The organism is Streptomyces sp. RP5T (genome assembly GCF_003933965.1).
GTDB lineage: Bacteria > Actinomycetota > Actinomycetes > Streptomycetales > Streptomycetaceae > Streptomyces.
In genome coordinates, this window is sequence record NZ_RSAJ01000022.1 from 13,401 (window position 1) to 34,841 (window position 21,441).

The window sequence follows — 21,441 nt, forward strand, 5'->3', positions numbered from 1 at the left end:
ACCGTGGATCCCGACGCCCTCGGCGGCCGACGGCGTTCGCGATGCCCTGTGCGGTACGTACGGTGCGGCGTCAGACGGTGATGGTCTTGTACTCGGTGTAGGTGCCGAGCCCGATCGCGCCGTACTCGCGGCCGATGCCGCTGGCCTTGAAGCCGCCGAACGGGCCGTCGAAGGCGACGGACGCCCCGTTGACCGTGACGGTGCCGGTGCGCACGCGACGGGCCACTGCCAGGGCGTGCGCCTCGTCGGCGGACCAGACACCTCCGGACAGGCCGTACTCGGAGTCGTTCGCGATACGGACAGCGTCGTCCTCGTCCTGGTAGGCGATGACCACCAGGACCGGGCCGAAGATCTCCTCCTGCGCGATCCGCATGGAGCTGTCGACGTCGGCGAAGACGGTCGGGGTGACGTAGTTGCCCTTCTCCAGACCTTCGGGGACGTGCGGGCCGCCGGTGACCAGGCGGGCACCCTCGTCGATGCCGAGCCGGATGTAGTCACGCACCCGCTCCTGCTGGTCGGGGCGGATCATCGGGCCGATGAAGGTGTCGGGGTCGTTCGGGTCGCCGACCTTGAGGGACTCGACCAGGTCCTTCAGCCCGGCCACGACCTCCTCGTACCGGGCGCGCGGGGCCAGGATGCGGGTCTGGGCGATGCAGGACTCGCCGTTGTTGAGGAGGGAGCCGAACCGCACGCCGGCGACGGCCCTGTCGATGTCGGCGTCGGGCAGGATGATCATGGCGGACTTGCCGCCCAGTTCCAGACTCACCCGCTTGAGCTGCTCGCCGGCGATCGCGGCGATGCGACGTCCGGCCCGGGTGGACCCGGTGAAGGCGATCTTGTCGACGTCCTGGTGCGAGACCAGGTACTCACTGGTCTCGCGGTCCGCGGGCAGCACGCTGACCACACCCTCGGGCAGCCCCACCCGCTCCAGCAGTTCGGCCAGGAAGCCCATGCTCAGGGAGTTCTCCGGAGACACCTTGAGGATCACGGAGTTACCGGCCAGCAGGGCCGGGAGGATCTTTGAAGTGGCCGAGGAGAAGGGCGAGTTCCAGGGAATGACAGCGGCCACGACGCCGATCGCCTCGCGGCGCACCACACTGCGCACCGGGGACTCCGGGTCGGACGGAACGAGGGTCTCCTCCCAGCGGAACTCCTCCGCCGCCTTCAGGTAGGCGTTCGCCTGCCGGGTCAGACCGGGCTGGCCGGCGCGGGTGAACCAGCTCGCCGAACCGTTCTCCAGGGAGATCAGGTTCGCGATGTTCTCGGCGTTCTCCTCGCGCAGCGCGTTGAAGCGCCGGAGGGTGGCGATGCGCTCGGCGGGCGGGGTCAGGCGCCACTCGCCCGCCTCGAAGGAGGCCCGCGCGGCTGCGACCGCGCGGTCGATGTCCGCCGGCTGCGCCTGGGCGGCGCGACCGATCACCGACCGGTCGTGCGGCGAGGAGATGTCGAGCAGGTCCGGGTTGCTCGGCTCGGCCCAGGTGCCCCCGATGAAGAGCCGACTGTAGGTGATCATGCGTTTTCTCTCTTCCGGTGCAGCATGCTATTTAATTGCCACATTAATGTAGCACTTCCAGCACCTAGCGCCTCGTGCAGGTGCACTGGGCAAGGAGAGGTCACACCCTCACAACGTCACCTGCTTGACCGGTGACGAACGCTGTGCGAAGGTCATCCCGCCGGGGCTCGGCAAAGGCGAGCCGGTCATCTCGTACGCATCACGGAGGACTTCACATGATCAACAGGCGCACCTTCAGCAAGGCCGTCGGTCTGGGTGCGGGCGCGGCTGCCGTCTCACTGACCGGCCCGCAGACCCAGGCGTCCGCCGCACAGCGTCCGAGCGGCACCGCGGCTCCTACGGTGCCGACCATCGCGGCCGGCACCCACACCGAGTTCAGCACGCTGCAGCACGTCAAGGCGGGTGTCCTGGACGTCAGTTACGCCGAGGTCGGCCCCGCGCACGGCCCGGTCGTCGTCCTCCTGCACGGATGGCCGTACGACATCCACAGCTTCGTCGACGTCGCGCCGCTCCTGGCCGACCTGGGCTACCGCGTCCTCGTCCCGTACCTGCGCGGCCACGGCAGCACCCGCTTCCTGTCCCGCCACACTCCCCGCACCGCCGAGCAGTCCGCGATCGCGTTGGACATCATCGCCTTCATGGACGCCCTGAAGATCGAGAAGGCGGTCCTCGCCGGTTTCGACTGGGGGTCGCGGACCGCGGACATCATCGCCGCCCTGTGGCCCGAGCGGGTCAAGTCCCTGGTGTCGACCAGTGGTTACCTCATCACTGACCGCAAGGCGCAGTTGGGGCCCGCTCTTCCGGCCGTGGAGCACAACTGGTGGTACCAGTGGTACTTCGCCACCGACCGCGGCGTGAAGGCCATGGAGAACGTCGACCAGCGCATCGCGCTGTGCCGCTACGTGTGGACGCTGGTCTCCCCCAACTGGGACTTCTCCGACGCCACCTTCGCGCGCACGGCCGAGGCCTTCAAGAACCCCGACTACGCCGCGATCGTCCTCTACAACTACCGCTGGCGCATCAGCCTCATCGAGGGCGACCGACGCTACGACCGCCACGAGCGCAAGCTGGCCGCCCAGCCCCCCATCGGCGTCCCCACCGTCACCCTCGACGCCGCCCTGGACCCGTTCACGGCACCGGGTGACGGCAGCGCGTACCGCAGCCACTTCACCGGTCCCTACCTGCACCGGACGATCGCCGACATCGGGCACAACCTCCCGCAGGAGGCGCCCACCGCCTTCGCCCAGGCCGTGGTGGACGCCGACCATCTCCGACGGTGACCTCACACCGAGCCCACTGTCCGCTACAGCAACATAGCGATTACAGCTCGTTCTTCCACTCCTCCGAGGCACTAGACGTCTCAGGCAGCACATTCCGCCACTAGAATCGGCGAAGTGAGAGCTGACGCAGCGCGTAATGTCGAGGCCGTTCTGACCACCGGCGCACGCATGCTCGCCGCCGACCCGGGCGCGAGCATCGCGAGTATCGCCGCCCAGGCGGGAGTCGACCGGCGCACCGTCTACCGGCGCTTCGCCTCACGCGAAGAACTCCTCGCGGCCATCTACGAAGCCCGCCTCACCGCCATCGAGCAGGCCATCCAGGACGCCCGTCTGCGCGAGGCACCCGTCGCGGTCGCCCTGCACCGCTACGTCGAGAACATCATCAGCGTCAACCGCACCTGGCCCGTCGACCTCGCCCGCATGCTCAGCGACGACAGCGTCCACGCCCGGCGCGACGCGGCCATCGAGGAGGTCGACACCTTCCTCCGGCGCGCCACCGACGAAGGCCTGCTGCGTTCGGACCTCCCGCAGGGCTGGGCGAGCGCGCTGCTGCCCCAGCTCATGCACCTGGTCTCCCGGCAGCTGCCCGAACTGAGCGCGGGCCAGGCGGCGGACGTCGTCGTCGACACCCTCCTCAACGGACTCGGGACGTCCTGACACACCGGCAGGCGCGACCCTACTGAGCGACCGTGCCCCGAACCGGCCGGCCGACCGGCCGCCCAGGTCTGCAAGTGGCAGGTTCTGGTCAAAGGCTCGCCAAACCCCGGATGCCCTGTCCCCCTCGTGGTCGGGTCTCCACCGACGGCTGTATCACCGCCCGTTCGGGAGGACCTGGTGTCAGCACCCACTCGTAGAAGACGATGGCTCACGATCTGCGCCATCACCGCAACCGCCGGACTCGTCGCGATACCCGCGAGCGCCGCGCCCGGCCGACACGACAGCACCCCCTTCGGAGCCCGCACGCTCGCTCGACTCGCCGCCGAGCGGGCCCAGTCGGTGGGCACCATGAGCCCCAGGCTCAAGGAGGACGACGGCGACGACGGCAACGAGGCGGACGAGATCGCGGAGGGCGCGGACCAGTACGCCGAAGCCCGCACCTCGCCCGGCATCGTCGCCCCCGGCGCCTACGGGGCCGCGTGGCGCAGCCTCGCCGAACTGCCGCGCACCGGCGGCAGTTGGCGCAACGTCACCGACCTGCCGTACGACTCCGACGACCCGCGCTACCGGGACATCGACTCCAACTCCAGTGGCGGCTCGGGCAATGTCACCGGACGGATGGCCGCAATGGCCGCCGACGACGACGGGTACGTGTACGCGGGCAGTGCCGGCGGCGGGGTGTGGCGGTCCCGCAGCGGCGGCGGGCGCTGGCAGCCCGTCAGCGACCGGCTCCCCTCCCAGTCCACCGGCGCGCTCGCCCTCGACGGCGGCGGACGGCTGTGGCTGGGCACCGGGGAGGCCACGACTAACGCGGACGCCTACCTCGGCAGCGGCGTCTACGTCCTGTCCGACCCGCATCACGGCACGTTCTCCACCCGCGGCCGCGTCGGCGGCGACGAACTGGAGTCCACCACCATCCACCAGCTGCGTTTCGGCGGCGGCAAGGTGTGGGCGGCGACCAGCGAGGGCGTGTGGAGCCACTCCACGAAGAAGCTCAGCGGCGCCTGGAAGCTGGAGTTCGCACCCAACCCCGCTTACCTGCCCGGTGGTTCGAAGAGTGACGACCCCAGTGCCGCCTACAAGAACATCACCAACGACATCGCGATCGACCCGAAGAACCCCTCCCGCGTCGTGCTCGCGGTCGGCTGGCGCAGCGGCGACGACTACAACGGCTTCTACACCAGGACGAACGGCGCCTGGACCAGGATCACCAGCGGCTTCGGCGACCTGCCGACCGACCCGGACGACGTCGGCAGCGTCACCTTCGCCCGCTCCGCCGACGGCTCGCGCTATTACGCCATCGACCAGTCCCCCGAGCAGCTGAACACCAATCCCGACAGTGGCCTGGAGGGCATCTACGTCTCCAAGTCGGGCTCCCCGACTGGCCCTTGGACGAAGATCGCCGACTACCAGGGCCTGGCCGCCTCCGGTTCGGCACTGACCTCCCCGGGCTACATGCCCGGCGTGCAGGCCTGGTACAACCAGTTCCTCACCGTCGACCCGGCCGATCCCGAGCACGTGTACGCCGGCCTGGAGGAGGTCTACGAGACCAAGGACGGCGGCGGCACCTGGTCGGCCGTCGGCCCGTACTGGAACTTCGGTTTCCCCTGCTGGAGCATCGACCCGGCCAAGCAGACCGGCGACTGCAACCCGACCACCCACTCGGACCAGCACGGCGTGGCGATCGGCCGCTATCACGGCAAGAGCTTCGTGTACGTCGGCAACGACGGCGGCGTCTACAAGCGCCCCCTCAACGGCTCCCAGGACCCCTCCGGGCACGCCACCGACTGGACCTCGCTCAACGACGGCACCATCGACACCCTCCAGTACTACTCGGTCGGCGTCGGCAAGGACCTGGACCACGGCGGCTTCTCCGTCACCGGCGGTCTGCAGGACAACGGCCAGTCCGTCCTGCGCGGCGACGACACGGTGATGGGCTCCAACTTCGGCGGCGACGGCGGCGACACCCTCACCGACCCCGCCAACGGCTGCGACATCGCTGAGGAGTACGTCTACCTCTCCGTCCAGGTGACCCAGAACTGCGCCGTCAACGACGGCAGTTGGATCGACGACCCGGGCAAGGCCACGTCGTACAACGTCGCCCCGCCCGACAACGCCACCGGCGAGGCACGCTTCATCGCCCCGCTCGCGGCCGACGCGAAGAACAGCTCGACCTGGATCGCCGGCGGCCGTCACATCTGGGTGCAGACCCACGGCTACGCGATCCGCAGCGCGTCGGAGTGGAAGAGCGTGTACGACCTCGGCTCCGGCCGTACCGCGACCGCCGTCGCGGCCTCGGGCGGCAAGGTGTACGCGGCCTGGTGCGGCCCCTGCAACAACCAGGGCTTCGCCCGCGGCATCTCCGTCGGGAACGCCGACGGCACCGGCTGGCACGACGTCACCCTGCCCGCCGGCGGCGCGGACGGGACCGTACCCAATCGCTACCTCAGCGGCTTCGCCGTCGACCCGAAGAACGCCGACCACGTCTACCTGACGGTCAACGGGTTCTCGCGGCAGTGGACCGAGGGACCGGGCGCCGGGGTCGGCCACGTCTTCGAGTCCAGGAACGGCGGCACCACCTGGAAGGACATCTCGAAGAACTTCCCCGACGTACCGGCCGACTCCGCGGTCGTCACACCGAACGGTGGTCTCGCCGTCGCCACCGACCTGGGCGTCGTCTACCGCGCGGCAGGACGCGCGAGCTGGCAGCGCGTCGGTTCGCTCCCGGCAGTCGCCGTGCTCCAGCTGAAGCTGAGCCCCGACGGCCGCACCCTGTACGCGGCCACCCACGGCCGCGGCATCTACACGATCAAGGTGCGGGACTGCGGCTGAGTCACCGTCGCGCGTCACGGTGAAGGGGTGATCCCGGGTCCCGGGGTCACCCCGCCGTCGTGTGCGGCACCACGTTCACCCGCAGCGTGAAGGCCACGCCGCCCGGCCCCGCCAGGTCCGGTTCCTTGGCCAGGGTGGTGATGTCGGCGGCGCCACCCCGCGTGTCCGCGCACCGCAGGGGGGCTCTCAGGGTGCCGTCCGCGTCCACGTGCCGGCCGGACGGCAGGACGAACACCGGGGCGGAGCTGCGCACTGCGGTCCAGCGTTTGCCGTCCGTACGGGGGCGCAGGACGAGCGACACCACGGTCCCGGGCCGCACACAGATCTGCCGCCGGACCGGATCACCCGGGGACACGGTGACCGTCACGTGCCCGGCGGCACAGCTCTTCGCTGAGGAAGGCGAAGGGGAAGGGGTGGACGAATGGGAGGACGAGGGGGACGCAGAGGCCGACGCGGACGTCGGCCCACCGGACGCCGTGCCGGTGGCCGCGCCCGTCGGCGGCGTCGAGGAGCCGCCCTCGGACGGTCCTCCGGACGAGCCGCCGCACGCCACCAGGACGATCGCCCCCGCGATCAGCCAACCCCCGGCCCACCATCGCATCCGTACACCTCCCGGCCGCCCGGCTCCCACGGACCCAGCATGCTCCACAGTGGCCTCCCTGAGGCCACGCGGCCGAAGAGGGATGACCGCCCGGGCAGACGGTGGCGCACGCCCGCCGCCGACCACGGCCGGCCACACCCTGCCTTCGCGGCAACGACCCCGCTTCCGCGACCTCAGTCCCGCTGCGCGGCCGCCTCCACCACCGCCTTCAGCTGCCCCAGCGGATCCGGGCCGGCGATCCGCAGGACGACCGTGTTCGCGCCGGCGGTCGCGAGTTCGCGGATCCGCTCGGCGGCCCGGGAGGCGTTCCCGGAGACGGTGAACACCTCGTGCTCCGGGCGGCCGAGCCAGGCGGCATGCCCCTCGACGTGCGGATGCAGGGTCCGGGCCACCTCGTCGGCGTCATCACCGACGCAGGCGAAGGCGAAGACCGTCAGGGTGTGGCCGGACTCGGCACCACCCTTGGCGATCAGCGCGCGGGCGTTCTCCAGGTCGTGCGGACCGTGGCCCTCCGCGATCACGGTGCCGTCCGCGACCCGTCCGGACAGTTCCAGTGAGCGAGCGCGCACCACGCCCGCGACCACCGGCGGGGCCTCGGCCGGAGGGTGCGTCAACTGGACACCGTCCAGGCGGACTTCGCGCCCCGCCAGCTCCACCCGCTCCCCGCGCAGCAGTGCGCGTACCGCGGTGATCGTCTCCTCCAGCAGGGCCAGCGGGGAGCGTGCGGCCGCGCCCACCTGGGCCATCCACTCCTGCACCCCGTGTCCGATCCCGGCGACGAGGCGCCCGGGGAACACCCTTGCCAGGGTGGCCAGTTCCATCGCGAGGAGGGCTGGGCTGCGCAGTGGTGCGGGGGCGATGCCGATGCCGACCCTGATGCGTTCCGTGGCTCCCAGGGCCACGGCGGCGGCGGACACCCCGCCGTTCCATCCGAGGTCCTCGACCACCCACACGTCGTCCACGCCGAGCGCCTCGGCCTGCCGCGCGAACCCGGGCAGTCCCTCGGGGGCCCAGTCGCGGTCGTACATCACACCGATCCGTACCTTCGTCATAGGCGGGAACCTATGCGGCGGTGACAGATCGTTCAACGGTGTATCGGTGCCGGTGGACGAGTACCTCCGGCGTCCGGGAGCGCGTCGGGCACCTCACCTTGGTAGGTGAGGTGCCCGGAAGCGTTCACAGAGGTGTCAGGGCCGGTCGGGGTCCGGTTCAGCCCCCGCTCTTGCGGCGGAAGGACCGCTGGCTCGACGCCGGGCCGTGCGTCCCACGGATCTTTGACGCGTTGGGGTTGGCCGCGAGGTCGGCGGCGTCCGCCTCCGCGCCGCGCTTGCGGGCCAGGGCCTCGCGGAACTTGCGCTTGAGGTCGTAGTTGCCGTCGCTGTCGGGCGCGAGCGCTGACGTCTCGGGCTCAGCCGGCTCCGAACCTTCTGGGGATGCAGCTTCTGCGGTCATCGTGACCTCCTGGGTTCGGGCAGTGGGAAGCACAGCTTGTCATGCCGTCAGCACGATCTTTCCCCGGATGTGCCCTCGAGCGGCGCGTTCGTGTGCCGCCTGGGCGTCCTTGAGCGCGAACGTGCTGTCGATCGCGACGCGGATCGTCCCCGCGTCGACCAGGCGACCGAGTTCGGCGAGCTGCGCGCCGTTCGAGCGGACCTGGGTGGCGGTGACGGTGACACCGAGCCTCGCGTTCTCCTCGTCGTCGAACGCGCCGAAGTACACCGGGTAGAGCGCCCCGCCGCGCTTGACGGTCCGCAGGAAGCGCCTGCTGTCGGGGCCTCCGACGGCATCCAGGACGAGGTCGACGTCATGGGCGACCTCGTCCGGCCTGACCTTGGTGTAGTCGATGAACTCGTCCGCACCGAGTTCACGCAGGAACGGCTCGTGGCCACCGGAGGCCACGGCGATGACACGGGCCCCCTTCCACTTGGCCAGCTGGAGTGCGAGATGCCCCACGCCCCCGGCGGCACCGTTGACGAGCACGGTGGTCCCGCCGTCGAGCGCCATCGGGCGGTGCGGGGCCGCCTGGAACGGCGAGGGGTGGTCGTGCCCGAGCTCGATCAGGAACTGCCACGCCGTCAGCCCCGACATGGGCAGACCGGCGGCCCGCACATGGTCGACGGAGACCGGCTTGCGGGCGAGGTCGGACGCCGGCGCGGCGACGTACTCGGCGTAGGCGCCGGCCTGGAGTGAGGTGGGGAAGCGCAGCAGACCGAACACTTCTTCCCCTACGGCGAGGTCCTCGACGTCCGGGGCGACGGCTTCCACGGTTCCCGAGACGTCGGTTCCCGGAGTGAGGGGAAGGTGGAACGGGGGCTTGAGTTCGGGAGGCACGTCGGGCATGCCTTCGCGGGCGTACCAGTCGGGCGGGTTGAGGCCCACGGCATGCACGCGCACGAGCACCTCTCCCGGGCCCGGTTCGGGGACCGGTACCTCCTCATGGCGGAGCACCTCGGGGCCTCCGAACTCGTGCAGACGGATCGCCCTCATCGTGTGTGCCGGCATCGTTTCTCTCCTGTCCGTGTTGCGGGATACGCTTATCCGGATCAGCGCTCCAGTTATCCGGATCACTGATCCGAATATATGGACCACTGATCCGGATCGTCAACCAAGAGGGGCACATGCGCGCCGACGCCAGGAAGAACCGCGATCACCTGCTCACCGTGGCGGGCACCGTCATCACCGAGCAGGGCGTCGACGCGTCGCTGCGCGACATCGCACGCCGGGCCGGCGTCGGACTGGCCACGCTGATCCGCCACTTCCCGACCCGGGAGGCACTGCTCGAAGCGCTGCTGCGCACGAGCTTCGACGAACTGGCGGCGCAGGCGGCCGACCTCGAAACGGCGGCGGAACCGGACGACGCCCTGGCCTCGTGGCTGCGGGACTTCGTCGCCTGCGCGCACAACTACCGCGGTGTCGTGGCGCTCATGGTGACGGCCATCGAGGACCCGGAGTCCGCGCTGCACGCCTCGTGCGTCGCGATGCGCGCCGCCGGCACGCGGCTGCTCGTCCGCGCACAGGAGCGGGGCGTGGCGCGCACCGACATCGACGGCACCGACCTGTTCGCCCTGGCCGGGTCACTCGCCTGGCTCAGCGACCAGCCCTCGCTCGCCGACCGCTCCGCTCACCTCTTCGACGTGGTCGCGAGCGCCATCCTGAGAAGCCCAGGGGGCGCCGAGGATTCGGCAACGCCGGCGCCCTAGCCGGGACCGGTCTCCGTCGCCGTCGCCGTCGCCGTCGCCGTCACACGATACGTTGGCCGGCATGACTGAACTCGGCACCGCAGCATGGCCAGTTGGCCCGATCCGAACCGAGCGGCTCGTGCTCCGCGAGTCCGAGGCCGGGGACCGCGCCACATTCGTCGAGCTGCTCTCCTCTCCGGAGGTGCACACCTACCTCGGTGGTCCGCAGTCGCGTGCCGAGCTCGAACGCTCGGTGCCCGAGACACCCGGGCGGCGCACCGGTCACTTCGTGATCGAGCGCGACGGGGCGATGATCGGCACCGTCGAGGTCAGTCGGCACGAGGCCGAGCGGCGCGGCCGGGTGCGGCCGGACGGCGGGGAGGCCGAGCTCGGCTACCTGCTCCTGCCGGAGGCATGGGGGCGCGGCTACGCCGCCGAGGCATGTACGGCGGCACTCGGCTGGTTCGCGCGAGCGTGTCCCGGAGTGCCCGTCGTGCTCTACACCCAGACCGCCAACCACCGCTCGATGCGGCTCGCGGCGACACTGGGGTTCACCGAGCTGGAACGGTTCCAGAAGTGGGACGCCGAACAGTGGATGGGCGTGTGGAAGCCGGCCACGTAGTCCGCTCACCAGGGCCTGCCTGAGGGCGCTCACGGTCCGCCGCGGCAGCCCGGCCCCGCTCAGTCCTCCCGGCGCACCGCCGCGTCGAGAAGAGGGCCGAGTTCACGGGCCACGGTCGTCAGAGGACGTACGTCCTGCTGCGCCCGTGCCATGAGAATCGCCCCTTCCAGGGAACTGACCATGAGAGTGGCCAACGCGCCGGAACGCTCCACGGGCACGCCCATGCCGGTCAGCGCCCCGGCCACCGGACCCGTCCAGGTCGCGAACGCCTCCGCCGCGGCAGCCCGCGTGGACGCGGTCGACTCCGCCCAGTCCACCGTGGCGGCGGCGACGGGGCAGCCACCGGCGAAGCCGGAACCCTCGTACTCGTCGGTCCACTGGCGCACCATCGCGGCGAACAGCCCGCTCGGTGTCGGTTCGGGCAGGGCGGCGAGGAAGCGGGCCACCCGGTTGCCCGCGTACCGGCCCGCCCACTGCACCGCCTCGTTGACCAGTTGTTCCTTGCCGCCCGGGAAGTAGTGCTGGAGCGAACCGCGCGGCGCACCGGCATGGGCGGCGACCTCGCGCATGCCGGTCGCGGCGACCCCGTCGCGCCGGATGAGCTGGGCCGCGCTGAAGACCATCCGCTCCCGAGCCCCCCTCTCGGACCCCGCCATCGCCGACCTCCACGTCAGGTTCTGTGCGGCACTCACTCTATGACCGCCGTCATAGCCTCGCCTACTATGACCGCTGTCATAATGCGCTCGACGGCCTCCTTGTGAGCCGGATAGGCGGTGCCCCGTGTACGTCGGATTCATCGGCCTCGGAACCATGGGGCAGCCCATGGCCCTCAACCTCGCCAGGGCCGGGACACCTCTCGTCGTGTGGAACCGCACTCCCGGCCGCAGCGAGGCCCTGCGGGCCGCCGGAGCCGAGGTGGCCGAGAGCCCCGGCGAGGTCTTCGGGCGGGCCGGGACCGTGTTCCTCATGCTGGCCGACGGGACCGCCGTGGACGCCGTACTGGGGCGAGGCACCGCGGACTTCGCAGTTCTGGTGGCCGGACGGACCGTCGTGCACATGGGCACGACCTCGGCCGAGTACTCGGCCGCACTCCAGGACGCCGTCCGGGCGGCGGGCGGACGGTACGTCGAGGCTCCCGTCTCCGGGTCCCGCATCCCCGCCGAGAAGGGTGAGCTGGTGGGCATGACGGCGGGCGACGACGACGCCGTGGCAGCCGTACGTGCCCTGCTGGCCACGATGTGCCGGGAGACGTTCGACTGCGGTGCGGTGCCCGGCGCGCTGCTGATGAAGTTTTCGGTGAACCTGTTCCTGATCACCCTCGTCACGGGGCTCACCGAGGCGTTCCACTTCGCCGAGCGCCACGGACTCGACCGGCGCCTGCTGCGGGACGTCCTGGACGCGGGCCCGATGGCCAGTGCCGTGTCCCGGGTCAAGGGGCCGAAGTTGCTGGCCCGCGACTTCACCGTGCAGGCCGCCGCGACCAACGTCCTTGAGAACAACCGCCTGATCGCCGAGGCCGCCCGCAAGGCCGGCCTGTCCTCCCCGCTCCTCGACGCCTGTCACGCCCTGTACGTGGAGGCCGTCGAGCAGGGCCACGGCGACGAGGACATGGTGGCCGTCCTGCACGCCCTGGAGGCGCGGACCGACGGCACTCAGGCGTCCGTGCGGTGATCGCAGGACCCGGCGAGGCGTGAACGCCGACCCGAAGGTGCCGGCCCCCATGGCGGCCCCTCCGCTTTCACCGCACCCTTCCGCCCATGGCTCTCGCCCTCCCTGGACCGTTCGGGGGGCGGCCCCGATCGGGACGACTCGAAAACGCCGATGTGGGAACCGGTAGAGGAGCCCTGACGCACGAAGGGGGCCGGGGAGCGCGACGCCCGGTGTCCTTCCCGGAGGAGAGACCATGATGGCGCCTGAACACGACTCCCAGCAGGCCGTCCCGAACACGCCGGGGATGCGCCCCGACGGTGACGGCGTCACGCGCCGCCGGCCCCTGCGGCGGCAGCACATAGCGGAGACGGTCGAGGTCGCGGTGCCCGTGCGGACGGCGTACGACCAGTGGACGCAGTTCAAGACCTTCCCCCGCTTCTCGAGCGTCGTGCACGGCGTGGAGCAGGTCAGGCCCACCGTGACCGCCTGGACCATCGGCTACGGGCCGCTGCGCCGCCGTTTCGCGGTGGAGATCGTCGAGCAGGACCCCGACGCCTACCTGGCCTGGCGCGGTCTGGAGCAGCGCCCCTCCCACCAGGGCGAGGTCGAGTTCCGGCCGACGGAGTCGGGCGGCACGGCGATCACCGTCCGGATGCTCCTCGAACCGCGGGGGGCCACGAAACGCCTCACCGGCTCCTCCAAGGTCACGCAGGTGACCGCCCGGCTGGTGCGCCGCGAACTCCAGAACTTCAAGCAGTTCATCGAAGGGCTGGGCCAGGCGGGCGGCGCCTGGCGGGGCACCATCCGCAACGGCCGGGTACAGCACGACCACCCGGAACCGCCGAGGAGCCGCGTGGCCCAGTGGCCCGTCGGCTGACCCGCGGACCGGACGCGCAGGACACAGCGGCCGCGGCGCGCGAGTCGCGGCAAGAGAAAGGCGATGCGATGCAGAACCCGCCCGGCGAGGAGCCGGAGACCACCCTCTCCGTGACACCACCGAAGAAGTGGGCGGCCGGGGTTCCCGCTGTCGTGCACGCGCTGGAGTACTCCCTGGAGCAGACGTCCCCGCGCAAGACGGGGGTGGACCTGCTGGCCATGAACCAGGTGGGCGGGATCGACTGTCCCGGCTGTGCCTGGGCGGACCCGGCACCGGGGAAGCGCCACCGCAACGAGTACTGCGAGAACGGCGCCAAGCACATCAACGACGAGGCCACCAAGCGCCGGATCAGCGCCGACTTCTTCCGTGAGCACAGTGTCCCGGACCTCGCCGCCCGCTCCGACATGTGGCTCAACCAGCAGGGCCGGCTCACCGAGCCGATGATCAAGCGGCCGGGCTCCGACCACTACGAGCCCGTCGGCTGGAACGAGGCCCTGGGTGTGCTGGCGAGCGAACTCACCTCGCTCTCCTCCCCCGACGAGGCCGTCTTCTACACCTCGGGCCGGGCCAGCAACGAGGCCGCCTTCGTCCTCCAGCTCTTCGCCCGCGCCTTCGGCACCAACAACCTGCCCGACTGCAGCAACATGTGCCACGAGTCCAGCGGCTTCGCCCTGAGCGAGACGCTCGGCACCGGCAAGGGCACCGTCAGCCTCGACGACCTCCACCACGCCGAGCTGATCTTTCTCGTCGGGCAGAATCCCGGCACCAACCACCCGCGCCAGCTGACCGCCCTGGAGGAGGCCAAGCGCAACGGCGCCCGCATCGTGGCGGTCAACCCGCTGCCCGAGGCCGGGCTGCGACGCTTCAAGAACCCGCAGAAGCCGCGCGGGGTCGTCGGACGCGGCACCCAGATCGCCGACCGCTTCCTGCACATCAAGCCCGGCGGCGACCTCGCCCTCTTCCAGGCCCTCAACCGCCTGCTGCTGGAGGCCGAGGACGCCCGGCCCGGCACCGTCCTGGACCACGACTTCATCGACGCGCACACCGCCGGCTTCGAGGAGTTCGCCGAGCACGCCCGCTCCGTCGACTGGGACGACGTGCGCGCGGCGACCGGGCTGACCCGCGAGGAGATCGAGAAGGTCCGCGACGAGGTCCTGCGCAGCGAACGCGTCGTCGTCTGCTGGGCGATGGGCATCACCCAGCACAAGCACGGCGTGCCCACCATCCGGGAGATCGTCAACTTCATGATGCTGCGCGGCAACCTGGGGCGGGCGGGCACCGGCGTCTGCCCGGTGCGCGGCCACAGCAACGTCCAGGGCGACCGCACGATGGGCATCTGGGAGCAGATGCCGGACTCGTTCCTCGACGCGCTCCAGAAGGAGTTCTGCTTCGACCCGCCGCGCCCGCACGGCCTCGACTCGGTGAACTCGATCAAGGCGATGCGTGAGGGCCGCGTCAAGGTGTTCCTCGCGCTGGCCGGCAATTTCGTCCGCGCCGCTCCCGACAGCGAGGTCACCGAGGAGGCGATGCGTTCGTGCCGGCTGACCGCCCACATCTCCACCAAGCTGAACCGGTCGCACACCGTGTGCGGTGACACCGCGCTGATCCTGCCGACGCTCGGCCGTACCGAACGCGACGTCCAGGCCGACGGCGAGCAGTTCGTCACGGTGGAGAACTCCATGAGCGAGGTTCACACCTCCCAGGGGCGCCTCGAACCGGCTTCCCACCAGCTGCTGAGCGAGGTCGCGATCCTGTGCCGGCTCGCCCGCCGCACCCTCGACGGCAAGCCGGACATCCCCTGGGACCGGTTCGAGGGGGACTACGGCACGATCCGCGACCACATCTCCCGCATCGTGCCGGGGTTCCACGACTTCAACGCGCGGGTGACGCGCCCCGGTGGCTTCCAGCTGCCCAACCCCGTCAACGAGGGCGTGTTCAACACCGCTGTCGGCAAGGCGCTGTTCACCCGCAACGAGCCGGTCGTCCCGAGGGCGCCCGAGGGCCATCTGCTGCTGCAGACCCTGCGTTCGCACGACCAGTGGAACACCATCCCCTACACGCTCAACGACCGGTACCGCGGCATCCACGGCAGCCGCCACGTCGTGCTCGTCAACCCGGCCGACCTCGCCGGCCTCGGCCTCGCCCAGGGCGACCACGTCGACCTGGTGAGTGTCTGGGCGGACGGCATCGAGCGCCGCGCACAGGACTTCGAGGTCGTCCCCTACCCGACCGCGCCGGGTTCGGCCGCCGCCTACTACCCCGAGACCAATGTCCTGGTGCCGCTGGACAGCGTCGCCGACATCAGCAACCAGCCCACGTCGAAGGGCATCGTCGTACGCCTGGAACCGACCCCGGACCGGCCGACCCCCGCCTCGGCCTGAACATCGGCACCCCCACCGGGCCCGCCCTGCGGCGCAGACACCTCCCGTCACGGTGTCCGGCTCGTCGGCGGCTTCCGCGCGAACAGCGAAACCCACCTCGCCTTCCCCGGATCGCTCCCCGCATGCGCGGCTTCCCTCAATCGAGAGACATAGGGCACACCCCCCGAACAACTCGGCGCGACGGGGTAAGCGGATTCAGGTAAGGGCGTCAGACGACTGTTGCCGTTTGACCGCGAAAGCCGGGTAGCAACACAGTGACCGTGTCGGACGTACAGGGAAGGACCCGGAATGCTCCGGTGGGCGGAGACCACTGCGCCGACGGCGCGATCGGCGGATCAGGCAGTCCTGCTGTCGGAACCCCTCGCCTCGTCGTGCGTCTGTGCCGCCGCGGCGGCGCAGAACGCCTCCAGCCCTTCCAGCAGTGCGACCCGCTTGTCGGCAGGCATGTCCGCCAGCACGGTCCGCAACTCCCTCTCCCTGCGGCCACGCAGGTCGACGAGGAAGGCGCGGCCCCGGCCACTGAGGTGCAGCCGCACCTCCCGCCGGTTCTCCTCGCTGACGACCCGCTCGACGAACCCGGCCGCCACCAGCCGGTCGCACAGCCGGCTGGTGGACGGCGGGGTCGAGGCGAGCGACTCGGCGAGCGTGCGCAGGTTGATGCCGTCGTGGTGCTCAAGGATGTGCAGGACCCTGAGCTGTGACGCGGAGGTGGGCGCGGTCGAGGCCCGGCCCCACACGACCTCCAGCAGCTCGACGGCCGTGGTGGTCACGCGTGCGACCTCATCGGGCTCGGGGCGGCGGAAGGCAGTCACGATCACACTCTCGCAGGCACTGGGGTGCCTGTCAGCGTACTAGGCGCGTTCCCAGACCACACAGGACCGGGACGGTCGAAGCGGGCCCGCCTCGTGAGCGGCCCCGTACGTCGTCCCGTGAAGGACAGGTGTTTTTCCCACATGAAGAGATATCTGGCCGTTGAACGCGCTCTGCGTACAGCGGCCCCCCACGAGTTGCTCGACGCCGTCCGAGCCGTGCTGATCGAGCAGTACGGCGCGCACGACGTCGAGCTGTTCATGGCCGACTACAGCCTGAGTGTGCTCCAGCCGGTATCGGTGCTGCCGCACACGCTGGAGCCGGTGTCGGTCCACAACAGTCCGGTCGGCCGCGCCTTCGGCTCGCAGAAGCCGCACCGGGAGACGGGGCGCGACGGGCGCACATGTCTGCATCTGCCGGTCAGTGTGCGCGGCGACCGGCTCGGCGTGCTGTCCGTGACCCTGCCCGACGGCGAGGCCACGCAGCAGTGGGAGTCCGAGCTGGCCGACATCGCCGACGTCCTGGGCCACGAGGTGGTCGTCGCGGAGCGCGACACCGACCTGTACCTCCAGGCGCGGCGCAAGGACCGGCTGACGCTGGCCGCGGAGATGCAGTGGCAGCTGCTGCCCGGGCGCGCCTGCTCCCGCCCCGAGTACGAGCTGGGTGCCCAGCTGGAGCCGGCCTACGCGATCTTCGGTGACAACTTCGACTGGTCCGCCACCGCCGACCACCTGATGCTGTACGTCACCAACGGCATGGGCGAGGGCATAGAGGCGTCCCTGCTGACGAACCTCGCCATCAACGCGCTGCGCAACGCCCGGCGGGCCGGACTGCCCATCGCCGACCAGGCGGCCCTGGCCGACCAGGCCGTCTACGCCCACTACCGGGGGCGGTCCTACCTGTCGGTCCTGATGTTCGACTTCGACCTGGCCACCGGCCGGGCGACCGTCGTGGACGCGGGCTCCCCGCAGCTGCTGCGGCTGCGCGACGGCTCCGTGGAGCGAGTCGAGTTCGACGCCCAGCTGCCGCTCGGCATGTTCGAGGAGACCGACTACGCCGCGCAGGACTTCCGGGCCGAGCCCGGCGACCGGCTCGTCTTCGTCAGCGACGGAGTCCACGACGTGGCCTCCCCCAGGGGCGAGGCGTACGGCGAGGGGGCGCTGGCCCGGGCCATCCACTCCACCCGGCTGCTGCCCGCCGCCGAGGTGCCGCGCGCCATTCTGCGGGAGCTGACCGGCCACCGCGGCGAGGCCATGCCGGACGACGACGCGCTGGTCGTGTGTCTTGACTGGCACGGCAGGCCGCGGGTCGACTGAGGGCGGGCCGGCCCCGTGGCGGTGGGGGCATGTTGTTCACCGCACACGCACGCGTTAACGTTTGCCATGCGGCAATAATTGCCACATGGCCTGACCGCTCGGCGGGCCGGAACGGCCTCGCAGGCAGGGAGACGATGCAGGTGGCGCAGCACGACACAGCCCTTGAGACGGCGAAGGAGCTGGGCGCCTTTCTGGAGCGACGCCGCGAGCAGATCGCCCAGCGCTGGGCGGACGCCGCCCTGTTCCGCACGGTCTTCACCGTCTCCCGGGACGAGGCGGTCGAGGCGTGCAAGGCGGTGGTGGACGCCCTGGCCGACGTGGCCCGCTCCGGGCGGCTGGAGGACGTCGACGCCCCGGGCTTCGAGACCGTGCGCGACCAGCTCGGCCGGATGGCCGCGGCCCGGGCCCGGGCCGGGTTCACGCCGGTGCAGATCGCCGGCGAGGTCGCGGAGCTGCGCGAGCCGGTGACCGCGCTGCTGCCGGCCGAGTTCCAGGACACCGCCGACGAGGCGCGGGGGGACGCGTGCGCGCAGGCGCTGGCGGTCCTGACGGCCACGCTCCGACTGGTGATCATGGAGACGACGGTCAGCGCGGGCGAGGAGCTCATCGCCCGCCAGCACCAGCAGCTGATGGAGGTGGCCACACCGGTCATCAAACTCTGGGACGGCGTCGTCGCCGTCCCGCTGATAGGGACTCTGGACAGCGCTCGCAGCCAGGTCGTGATGGAGAGCCTGCTGGAGGCCATCGTGGACCAGCGGGCCGCGTACGCCATCCTCGACATCACCGGTGTGCCCACCGTGGACTCGCTCGTGGCCCAGCACCTGATGAAGACGGTCGCCGCCGCCCGGCTGATGGGCGCGGAGTGCATCGTCTCCGGGATCCGTCCCGCCATCGCGCAGACCATCGTCCACCTCGGCATCGACCTCGGGTCGATCATCACCCGCGCCGGCCTCTCCGACGCGCTGGCCTACGCGCTCACCCAGCAGGGCATCGTCGTCTCCCCGCGCCCGGTGACGGCGGCGAGCCCGCGGTGACCGGCTTCGCCGCCACGCACACCGGCCCGGTACCGGTGCTGGCGCTGGGGGACGTCCTGCTGGTCACCCTGCAGGGCGAGCTGCACGACGGGGCGGCCGAACAGCTCCAGCACGACATCCCGCAGCGCATCGCGTCCAGTTCGACACCGGTGAACGGCGTGGTGATCGACATCTCCGGGGTGGAGATCGTCGACTCCTTCCTCGGCCGCGTGCTGGCCGAGATCGCCGCGAGCGCTCGTCTGCTGGCCGCACGGACCGTCCTGGCCGGCATGCGTCCGGCCGTCGCCATCACCCTCGTCGAGATGGGTCTGACCCTGCCCGGACTGGGGACCGCCCTGAACGTCGAGAGGGCCTTGTCCCTGCTGGGCCGCACAACCTCGGCAGCTCCGACCGCACACCTGGAAGAGGGTGCATGATGCATGCCCCCATCGCCTCGACGACGCGTCTGCCCATCGGCTCGGACGCGGACCTGGCCTGGGTCCGACAACAGGTGCGCCAGACCGCTGCCGCCCTCGGCTTCAACCTCGTCCAGCAGACGAAGCTGGTGACCGCGGCCAGCGAACTGGCCCGCAACGCCCTGGTCCACGGGGGCGGCGGGCACATGGAGATGACGGTGCTGGCGGAGGGAGCCCACCAGGGACTGCGGTTGTCGTTCGTCGACTCGGGTCCCGGCATCCGGGACGTCGAGCTCGCCATGACCGACGGCTACACCACCGGAAACGGGCTGGGCATGGGTCTGAGCGGGGCCAAGCGGCTGGTCAAGGAGTTCGCTCTCGACAGCCGCCCCGGCGAGGGCACCACCGTCACCATCACCGACTGGGTCACCGGCCTGCCCGCGCCCCGCACGGGTGCCCCTTGAGCAGGGTGTGGGACATCCCGGTCCAGGACAGCACCCGCGTCCGGGACGTACGGGTCGCCGCCGAAGCCGCCTGCGCCCGGGCGGCACTGGACGCGCACGCCACGGCGGTCGCGGCGCTGGTGGCCACCGAGTTGGCCACCAACCTCGTCAAGCACGCCGGCGGCGGCCGCGTCCTCATCCATCTGGCCGCCCCCTCCGACACGCTCGCCGAGGACGTGCCCTGCGTGCAGATCGCCTCGCTCGACCACGGCCCGGGCATCGACAACGTCCCGGCGGCGATGCGCGACGGCCACAGCACCGCCTCCTCCTCCCTCGGCGCGGGCCTGGGCACCTGTCGGCGCATCTCCAGCGAGTTCGACCTGCACAGCAGTCCGGGCCGGGGCACCGTCGCGGTGGCACGCATCGCCCCGGCGGGCAGGCCCGGCGGCCGGCGTTCCCGGGGGGTGCGCTCCCGTACGGGCACCAGGGCCGGCGGGATCACCACCTCCCTCGCCCACGCCGAGCACTCCGGCGACGCCTTCAGCCATGTGCGCTCCGGGCCACTGCTCACCCTGATGCTGGTGGACGGGCTCGGCCACGGGGACAAGGCGGCCGACGCGTCCACGGCCGCCGTGGCGGAACTGCGCCGGTGCGCGGGACTGGCTCCCGCCGAGATCCTGCGGCGGCTGCACACCGCGCTGCGGGCCACGCGGGGCGCGGCGGTCGGGGTCGCACAGCTCGACGAGGACACCGGGCGGCTCGCGTTCGGCGGAGTCGGCAACATCGGCGCCAGACTGCGCACCGGCGGCGCGTGGCAGCCGCTCATCTCGCACCCGGGCATCGTCGGCGCCCACTTCCCCGCCACCGTCCCGGTGCGCGAGAATGGGTGGACGCCGGACAGTCTGCTGGTCCTGCACAGCGACGGACTCCCCAGCCGCTGGGTGCCGCCCGAGGACCCCCGGCTCGGCGCCCACGACCCCGCCGTGGTGGCCGCGGTCGTCCTCAGGGACGCCGGGAGCGCCGCCCGGCCCTTGCGCGACGACGCCAGTGTGGCCGTACTTGCTCCTGACCCCCGGACGGACCCGCATGACCGTACCCCCTGACGTCTGGAAGATCGCGTCGGTCGCCGACGCGGCCCGGGCCCGTGCCGCCGTAGGCCGCCTCGCGGCGGACGGCGGCACTCCGGTGCTGGAACGGGCCCGCTTCCTGACGGCACTGACCGCACGTCTGCGCGACTGCGTCGGCGGCGCCGGTGCGTGGGAACTCCGGCTCCACGTCCGGCAGTCCGGCCCCGGGCAGCCGGGCCGGCTGGAGGTGTCCCTGAGCCCGGCCGGCGCCGGCGAGCCGGACACTCAGGCCCTGAGCTGCTCGCTGCCGCACCCGCCCGCCCGCGGGAGTCGCCGTACCGCGTCCGCGGTGCCGCAGGCCCTGCTGTGCGCCGACGAGGACACCGCGGCGGTGCTCGGGCTGCTCGACGAGCAGGAGAACCTGGTCCGGCTCCACCGGGAGGAACTGCACCACACCAACCAGGGCGTCCTGGCACTGCACGCCGACCTGGAGGCCGCGGCACGCGCCCAGCGTGAACTCCTGGAGGCCGAGCGAACCGCACGCACCGCGGCGGAACGGGCCCGGCGCCTGCTGACCTTCCTCGGCGACGCCAGCGCCGCCATCACGTCCTCCCTCAGCCATACGGCCATCCTGCGCCGCCTCTCCGACATGCTGGTGCCGGAGTACGCGGAGCGTCTCGACGTCTGGCTCTTCGACGAGGAGGAGTACGAGGAGCGGCCCGACGACGAGCCATCGCACCACGTGCGGGAGCACTCGGCCGCCGCCGTGGCCGCCGCCCGCACC

At 71.3% G+C, this 21,441-nt stretch carries 20 protein-coding genes and 1 pseudogene; 14 read left to right on the forward strand and 7 right to left on the reverse strand.

Annotated elements, in window-relative coordinates:
* Window positions 1-70: 70 nt before the first annotated feature.
* Window positions 71-1,513, reverse strand: coding sequence for an aldehyde dehydrogenase (locus EHS43_RS04340; RefSeq protein ID WP_125189185.1), 1,443 nt, complete (start codon window positions 1,511-1,513; stop codon window positions 71-73).
* 215 nt (window positions 1,514-1,728) lie between these two features.
* Here EHS43_RS04340 and EHS43_RS04345 point away from each other — a divergent pair, with 215 nt between their 5' ends.
* The 3 genes from EHS43_RS04345 to EHS43_RS04355 all read left to right on the forward strand — a co-directional run bounded on the left by EHS43_RS04345 (window position 1,729) and on the right by EHS43_RS04355 (window position 6,282).
* The gene (locus tag EHS43_RS04345) at window positions 1,729-2,793 is read left to right on the forward strand and encodes an alpha/beta fold hydrolase (protein WP_125189186.1); all 1,065 of its coding nucleotides are present in this window, start codon (window positions 1,729-1,731) and stop codon (window positions 2,791-2,793) included.
* Between the two features lie 168 nt (window positions 2,794-2,961).
* Window positions 2,962-3,450 (forward strand): TetR/AcrR family transcriptional regulator, encoded by a 489-nt coding sequence (locus EHS43_RS04350; RefSeq protein WP_125189201.1) that lies wholly within the window; start codon window positions 2,962-2,964, stop codon window positions 3,448-3,450.
* 177 nt (window positions 3,451-3,627) lie between these two features.
* The gene (locus tag EHS43_RS04355) at window positions 3,628-6,282 is read left to right on the forward strand and encodes a glycosyl hydrolase (protein ID WP_125189187.1); all 2,655 of its coding nucleotides are present in this window, start codon (window positions 3,628-3,630) and stop codon (window positions 6,280-6,282) included.
* A 46-nt stretch (window positions 6,283-6,328) separates the two neighbouring features.
* On the opposite strand, the gene EHS43_RS04360 is transcribed toward EHS43_RS04355, so the two are convergent.
* The 4 genes from EHS43_RS04360 to EHS43_RS04375 all read right to left on the reverse strand — a co-directional run bounded on the left by EHS43_RS04360 (window position 6,329) and on the right by EHS43_RS04375 (window position 9,385).
* The gene (locus EHS43_RS04360) at window positions 6,329-6,649 is read right to left on the reverse strand and encodes an acetyl-CoA synthetase (protein ID WP_125189188.1); all 321 of its coding nucleotides are present in this window, start codon (window positions 6,647-6,649) and stop codon (window positions 6,329-6,331) included.
* 407 nt (window positions 6,650-7,056) lie between these two features.
* Entirely contained in the window at window positions 7,057-7,935 is an 879-nt protein-coding gene (locus EHS43_RS04365) for an LLM class flavin-dependent oxidoreductase (protein ID WP_125189189.1), read from the reverse strand.
* Window positions 7,936-8,092: 157 nt separating this feature from the next.
* On the reverse strand, window positions 8,093-8,335 hold the full coding sequence (locus tag EHS43_RS04370; protein ID WP_125189190.1) for a DUF5302 domain-containing protein: 243 nt from the start codon (window positions 8,333-8,335) through the stop codon (window positions 8,093-8,095).
* A gap of 39 nt (window positions 8,336-8,374) precedes the next feature.
* Window positions 8,375-9,385 carry an NADP-dependent oxidoreductase gene (locus tag EHS43_RS04375; RefSeq protein WP_125189191.1) on the reverse strand — a complete coding sequence of 337 codons (1,011 nt, stop codon included), beginning with the start codon at window positions 9,383-9,385 and terminating at the stop codon, window positions 8,375-8,377.
* A 116-nt stretch (window positions 9,386-9,501) separates the two neighbouring features.
* On the opposite strand from EHS43_RS04375, the gene EHS43_RS04380 reads away from it, so the two are divergent.
* Together EHS43_RS04380 and EHS43_RS04385 are read left to right on the forward strand one after the other, a co-directional pair.
* Window positions 9,502-10,083: a TetR/AcrR family transcriptional regulator gene (locus EHS43_RS04380; RefSeq protein WP_125189192.1), complete on the forward strand. Its 582-nt coding sequence runs from the start codon at window positions 9,502-9,504 to the stop codon at window positions 10,081-10,083.
* A 61-nt stretch (window positions 10,084-10,144) separates the two neighbouring features.
* On the forward strand, window positions 10,145-10,684 hold the full coding sequence (locus EHS43_RS04385) for a GNAT family N-acetyltransferase (protein ID WP_125189193.1): 540 nt from the start codon (window positions 10,145-10,147) through the stop codon (window positions 10,682-10,684).
* Between the two features lie 59 nt (window positions 10,685-10,743).
* On the opposite strand, the gene EHS43_RS04390 is transcribed toward EHS43_RS04385, so the two are convergent.
* Entirely contained in the window at window positions 10,744-11,340 is a 597-nt protein-coding gene (locus EHS43_RS04390; protein WP_125189194.1) for a TetR/AcrR family transcriptional regulator, read from the reverse strand.
* 124 nt (window positions 11,341-11,464) lie between these two features.
* Between EHS43_RS04390 and EHS43_RS04395 the strand changes: the two genes are divergently transcribed.
* The 3 genes from EHS43_RS04395 to EHS43_RS04405 all read left to right on the forward strand — a co-directional run bounded on the left by EHS43_RS04395 (window position 11,465) and on the right by EHS43_RS04405 (window position 15,592).
* A complete protein-coding gene (locus EHS43_RS04395) occupies window positions 11,465-12,355 on the forward strand; it encodes an NAD(P)-dependent oxidoreductase (protein WP_125189195.1) in 891 nt (296 codons plus the stop codon).
* 235 nt (window positions 12,356-12,590) lie between these two features.
* On the forward strand, window positions 12,591-13,211 hold the full coding sequence (locus EHS43_RS04400) for an SRPBCC family protein (RefSeq protein WP_125189202.1): 621 nt from the start codon (window positions 12,591-12,593) through the stop codon (window positions 13,209-13,211).
* Window positions 13,212-13,279: 68 nt separating this feature from the next.
* Entirely contained in the window at window positions 13,280-15,592 is a 2,313-nt protein-coding gene (locus tag EHS43_RS04405) for an FdhF/YdeP family oxidoreductase (RefSeq protein ID WP_125189196.1), read from the forward strand.
* 335 nt (window positions 15,593-15,927) lie between these two features.
* Here EHS43_RS04405 and EHS43_RS04410 read toward each other — a convergent pair whose 3' ends face one another.
* The gene (locus EHS43_RS04410; RefSeq protein WP_125189203.1) at window positions 15,928-16,362 is read right to left on the reverse strand and encodes a MarR family winged helix-turn-helix transcriptional regulator; all 435 of its coding nucleotides are present in this window, start codon (window positions 16,360-16,362) and stop codon (window positions 15,928-15,930) included.
* A gap of 183 nt (window positions 16,363-16,545) precedes the next feature.
* On the opposite strand from EHS43_RS04410, the gene EHS43_RS04415 reads away from it, so the two are divergent.
* The 6 genes and pseudogenes from EHS43_RS04415 to EHS43_RS04440 all read left to right on the forward strand — a co-directional run.
* On the forward strand, window positions 16,546-17,718 hold the full coding sequence (locus EHS43_RS04415; protein ID WP_125189197.1) for a PP2C family protein-serine/threonine phosphatase: 1,173 nt from the start codon (window positions 16,546-16,548) through the stop codon (window positions 17,716-17,718).
* A gap of 134 nt (window positions 17,719-17,852) precedes the next feature.
* The gene (locus tag EHS43_RS04420) at window positions 17,853-18,752 is read left to right on the forward strand and encodes an STAS domain-containing protein (protein WP_125189198.1); all 900 of its coding nucleotides are present in this window, start codon (window positions 17,853-17,855) and stop codon (window positions 18,750-18,752) included.
* Window positions 18,749-19,168, forward strand: a complete 420-nt coding sequence (locus EHS43_RS04425; protein ID WP_125189199.1) for an STAS domain-containing protein — start codon at window positions 18,749-18,751, stop codon at window positions 19,166-19,168. The genes EHS43_RS04420 and EHS43_RS04425 overlap by 4 nt, the downstream gene beginning before the upstream one ends.
* Entirely contained in the window at window positions 19,168-19,611 is a 444-nt protein-coding gene (locus EHS43_RS04430; protein ID WP_125189204.1) for an anti-sigma regulatory factor, read from the forward strand. Before EHS43_RS04425 ends, EHS43_RS04430 begins: the two co-directional genes overlap by 1 nt.
* Complete coding sequence (locus EHS43_RS04435; protein ID WP_125189200.1) at window positions 19,608-20,693, forward strand: SpoIIE family protein phosphatase; 1,086 nt, start codon at window positions 19,608-19,610, stop codon at window positions 20,691-20,693. The genes EHS43_RS04430 and EHS43_RS04435 overlap by 4 nt, the downstream gene beginning before the upstream one ends.
* Window positions 20,677-21,441: pseudogene (locus EHS43_RS04440) on the forward strand (phosphatase); the annotation flags it as partial. The gene EHS43_RS04435 and the pseudogene EHS43_RS04440, both read left to right, overlap by 17 nt.

Bases quoted from the DNA above. Each gene is read 5' to 3' on its own strand.
- EHS43_RS04405 (WP_125189196.1), top strand. From the start codon at position 13,280: ATGCAGAACCCGCCCGGCGAGGAGCCGGAGACCACCCTCTCCGTGACA.
- EHS43_RS04420 (WP_125189198.1), top strand. From the start codon at position 17,853: ATGCAGGTGGCGCAGCACGACACAGCCCTTGAGACGGCGAAGGAGCTG.
- EHS43_RS04350 (WP_125189201.1), top strand. From the start codon at position 2,962: ATGCTCGCCGCCGACCCGGGCGCGAGCATCGCGAGTATCGCCGCCCAG.
- EHS43_RS04365 (WP_125189189.1), bottom strand. From the start codon at position 7,935: ATGACGAAGGTACGGATCGGTGTGATGTACGACCGCGACTGGGCCCCC.
- EHS43_RS04345 (WP_125189186.1), top strand. From the start codon at position 1,729: ATGATCAACAGGCGCACCTTCAGCAAGGCCGTCGGTCTGGGTGCGGGC.
- EHS43_RS04380 (WP_125189192.1), top strand. From the start codon at position 9,502: ATGCGCGCCGACGCCAGGAAGAACCGCGATCACCTGCTCACCGTGGCG.
- EHS43_RS04400 (WP_125189202.1), top strand. From the start codon at position 12,591: ATGGCGCCTGAACACGACTCCCAGCAGGCCGTCCCGAACACGCCGGGG.
- EHS43_RS04370 (WP_125189190.1), bottom strand. From the start codon at position 8,335: ATGACCGCAGAAGCTGCATCCCCAGAAGGTTCGGAGCCGGCTGAGCCC.
- EHS43_RS04375 (WP_125189191.1), bottom strand. From the start codon at position 9,385: ATGCCGGCACACACGATGAGGGCGATCCGTCTGCACGAGTTCGGAGGC.
- EHS43_RS04390 (WP_125189194.1), bottom strand. From the start codon at position 11,340: ATGGCGGGGTCCGAGAGGGGGGCTCGGGAGCGGATGGTCTTCAGCGCG.
- EHS43_RS04430 (WP_125189204.1), top strand. From the start codon at position 19,168: ATGCATGCCCCCATCGCCTCGACGACGCGTCTGCCCATCGGCTCGGAC.
- EHS43_RS04340 (WP_125189185.1), bottom strand. From the start codon at position 1,513: ATGATCACCTACAGTCGGCTCTTCATCGGGGGCACCTGGGCCGAGCCG.
- EHS43_RS04415 (WP_125189197.1), top strand. From the start codon at position 16,546: ATGAAGAGATATCTGGCCGTTGAACGCGCTCTGCGTACAGCGGCCCCC.
- EHS43_RS04385 (WP_125189193.1), top strand. From the start codon at position 10,145: ATGACTGAACTCGGCACCGCAGCATGGCCAGTTGGCCCGATCCGAACC.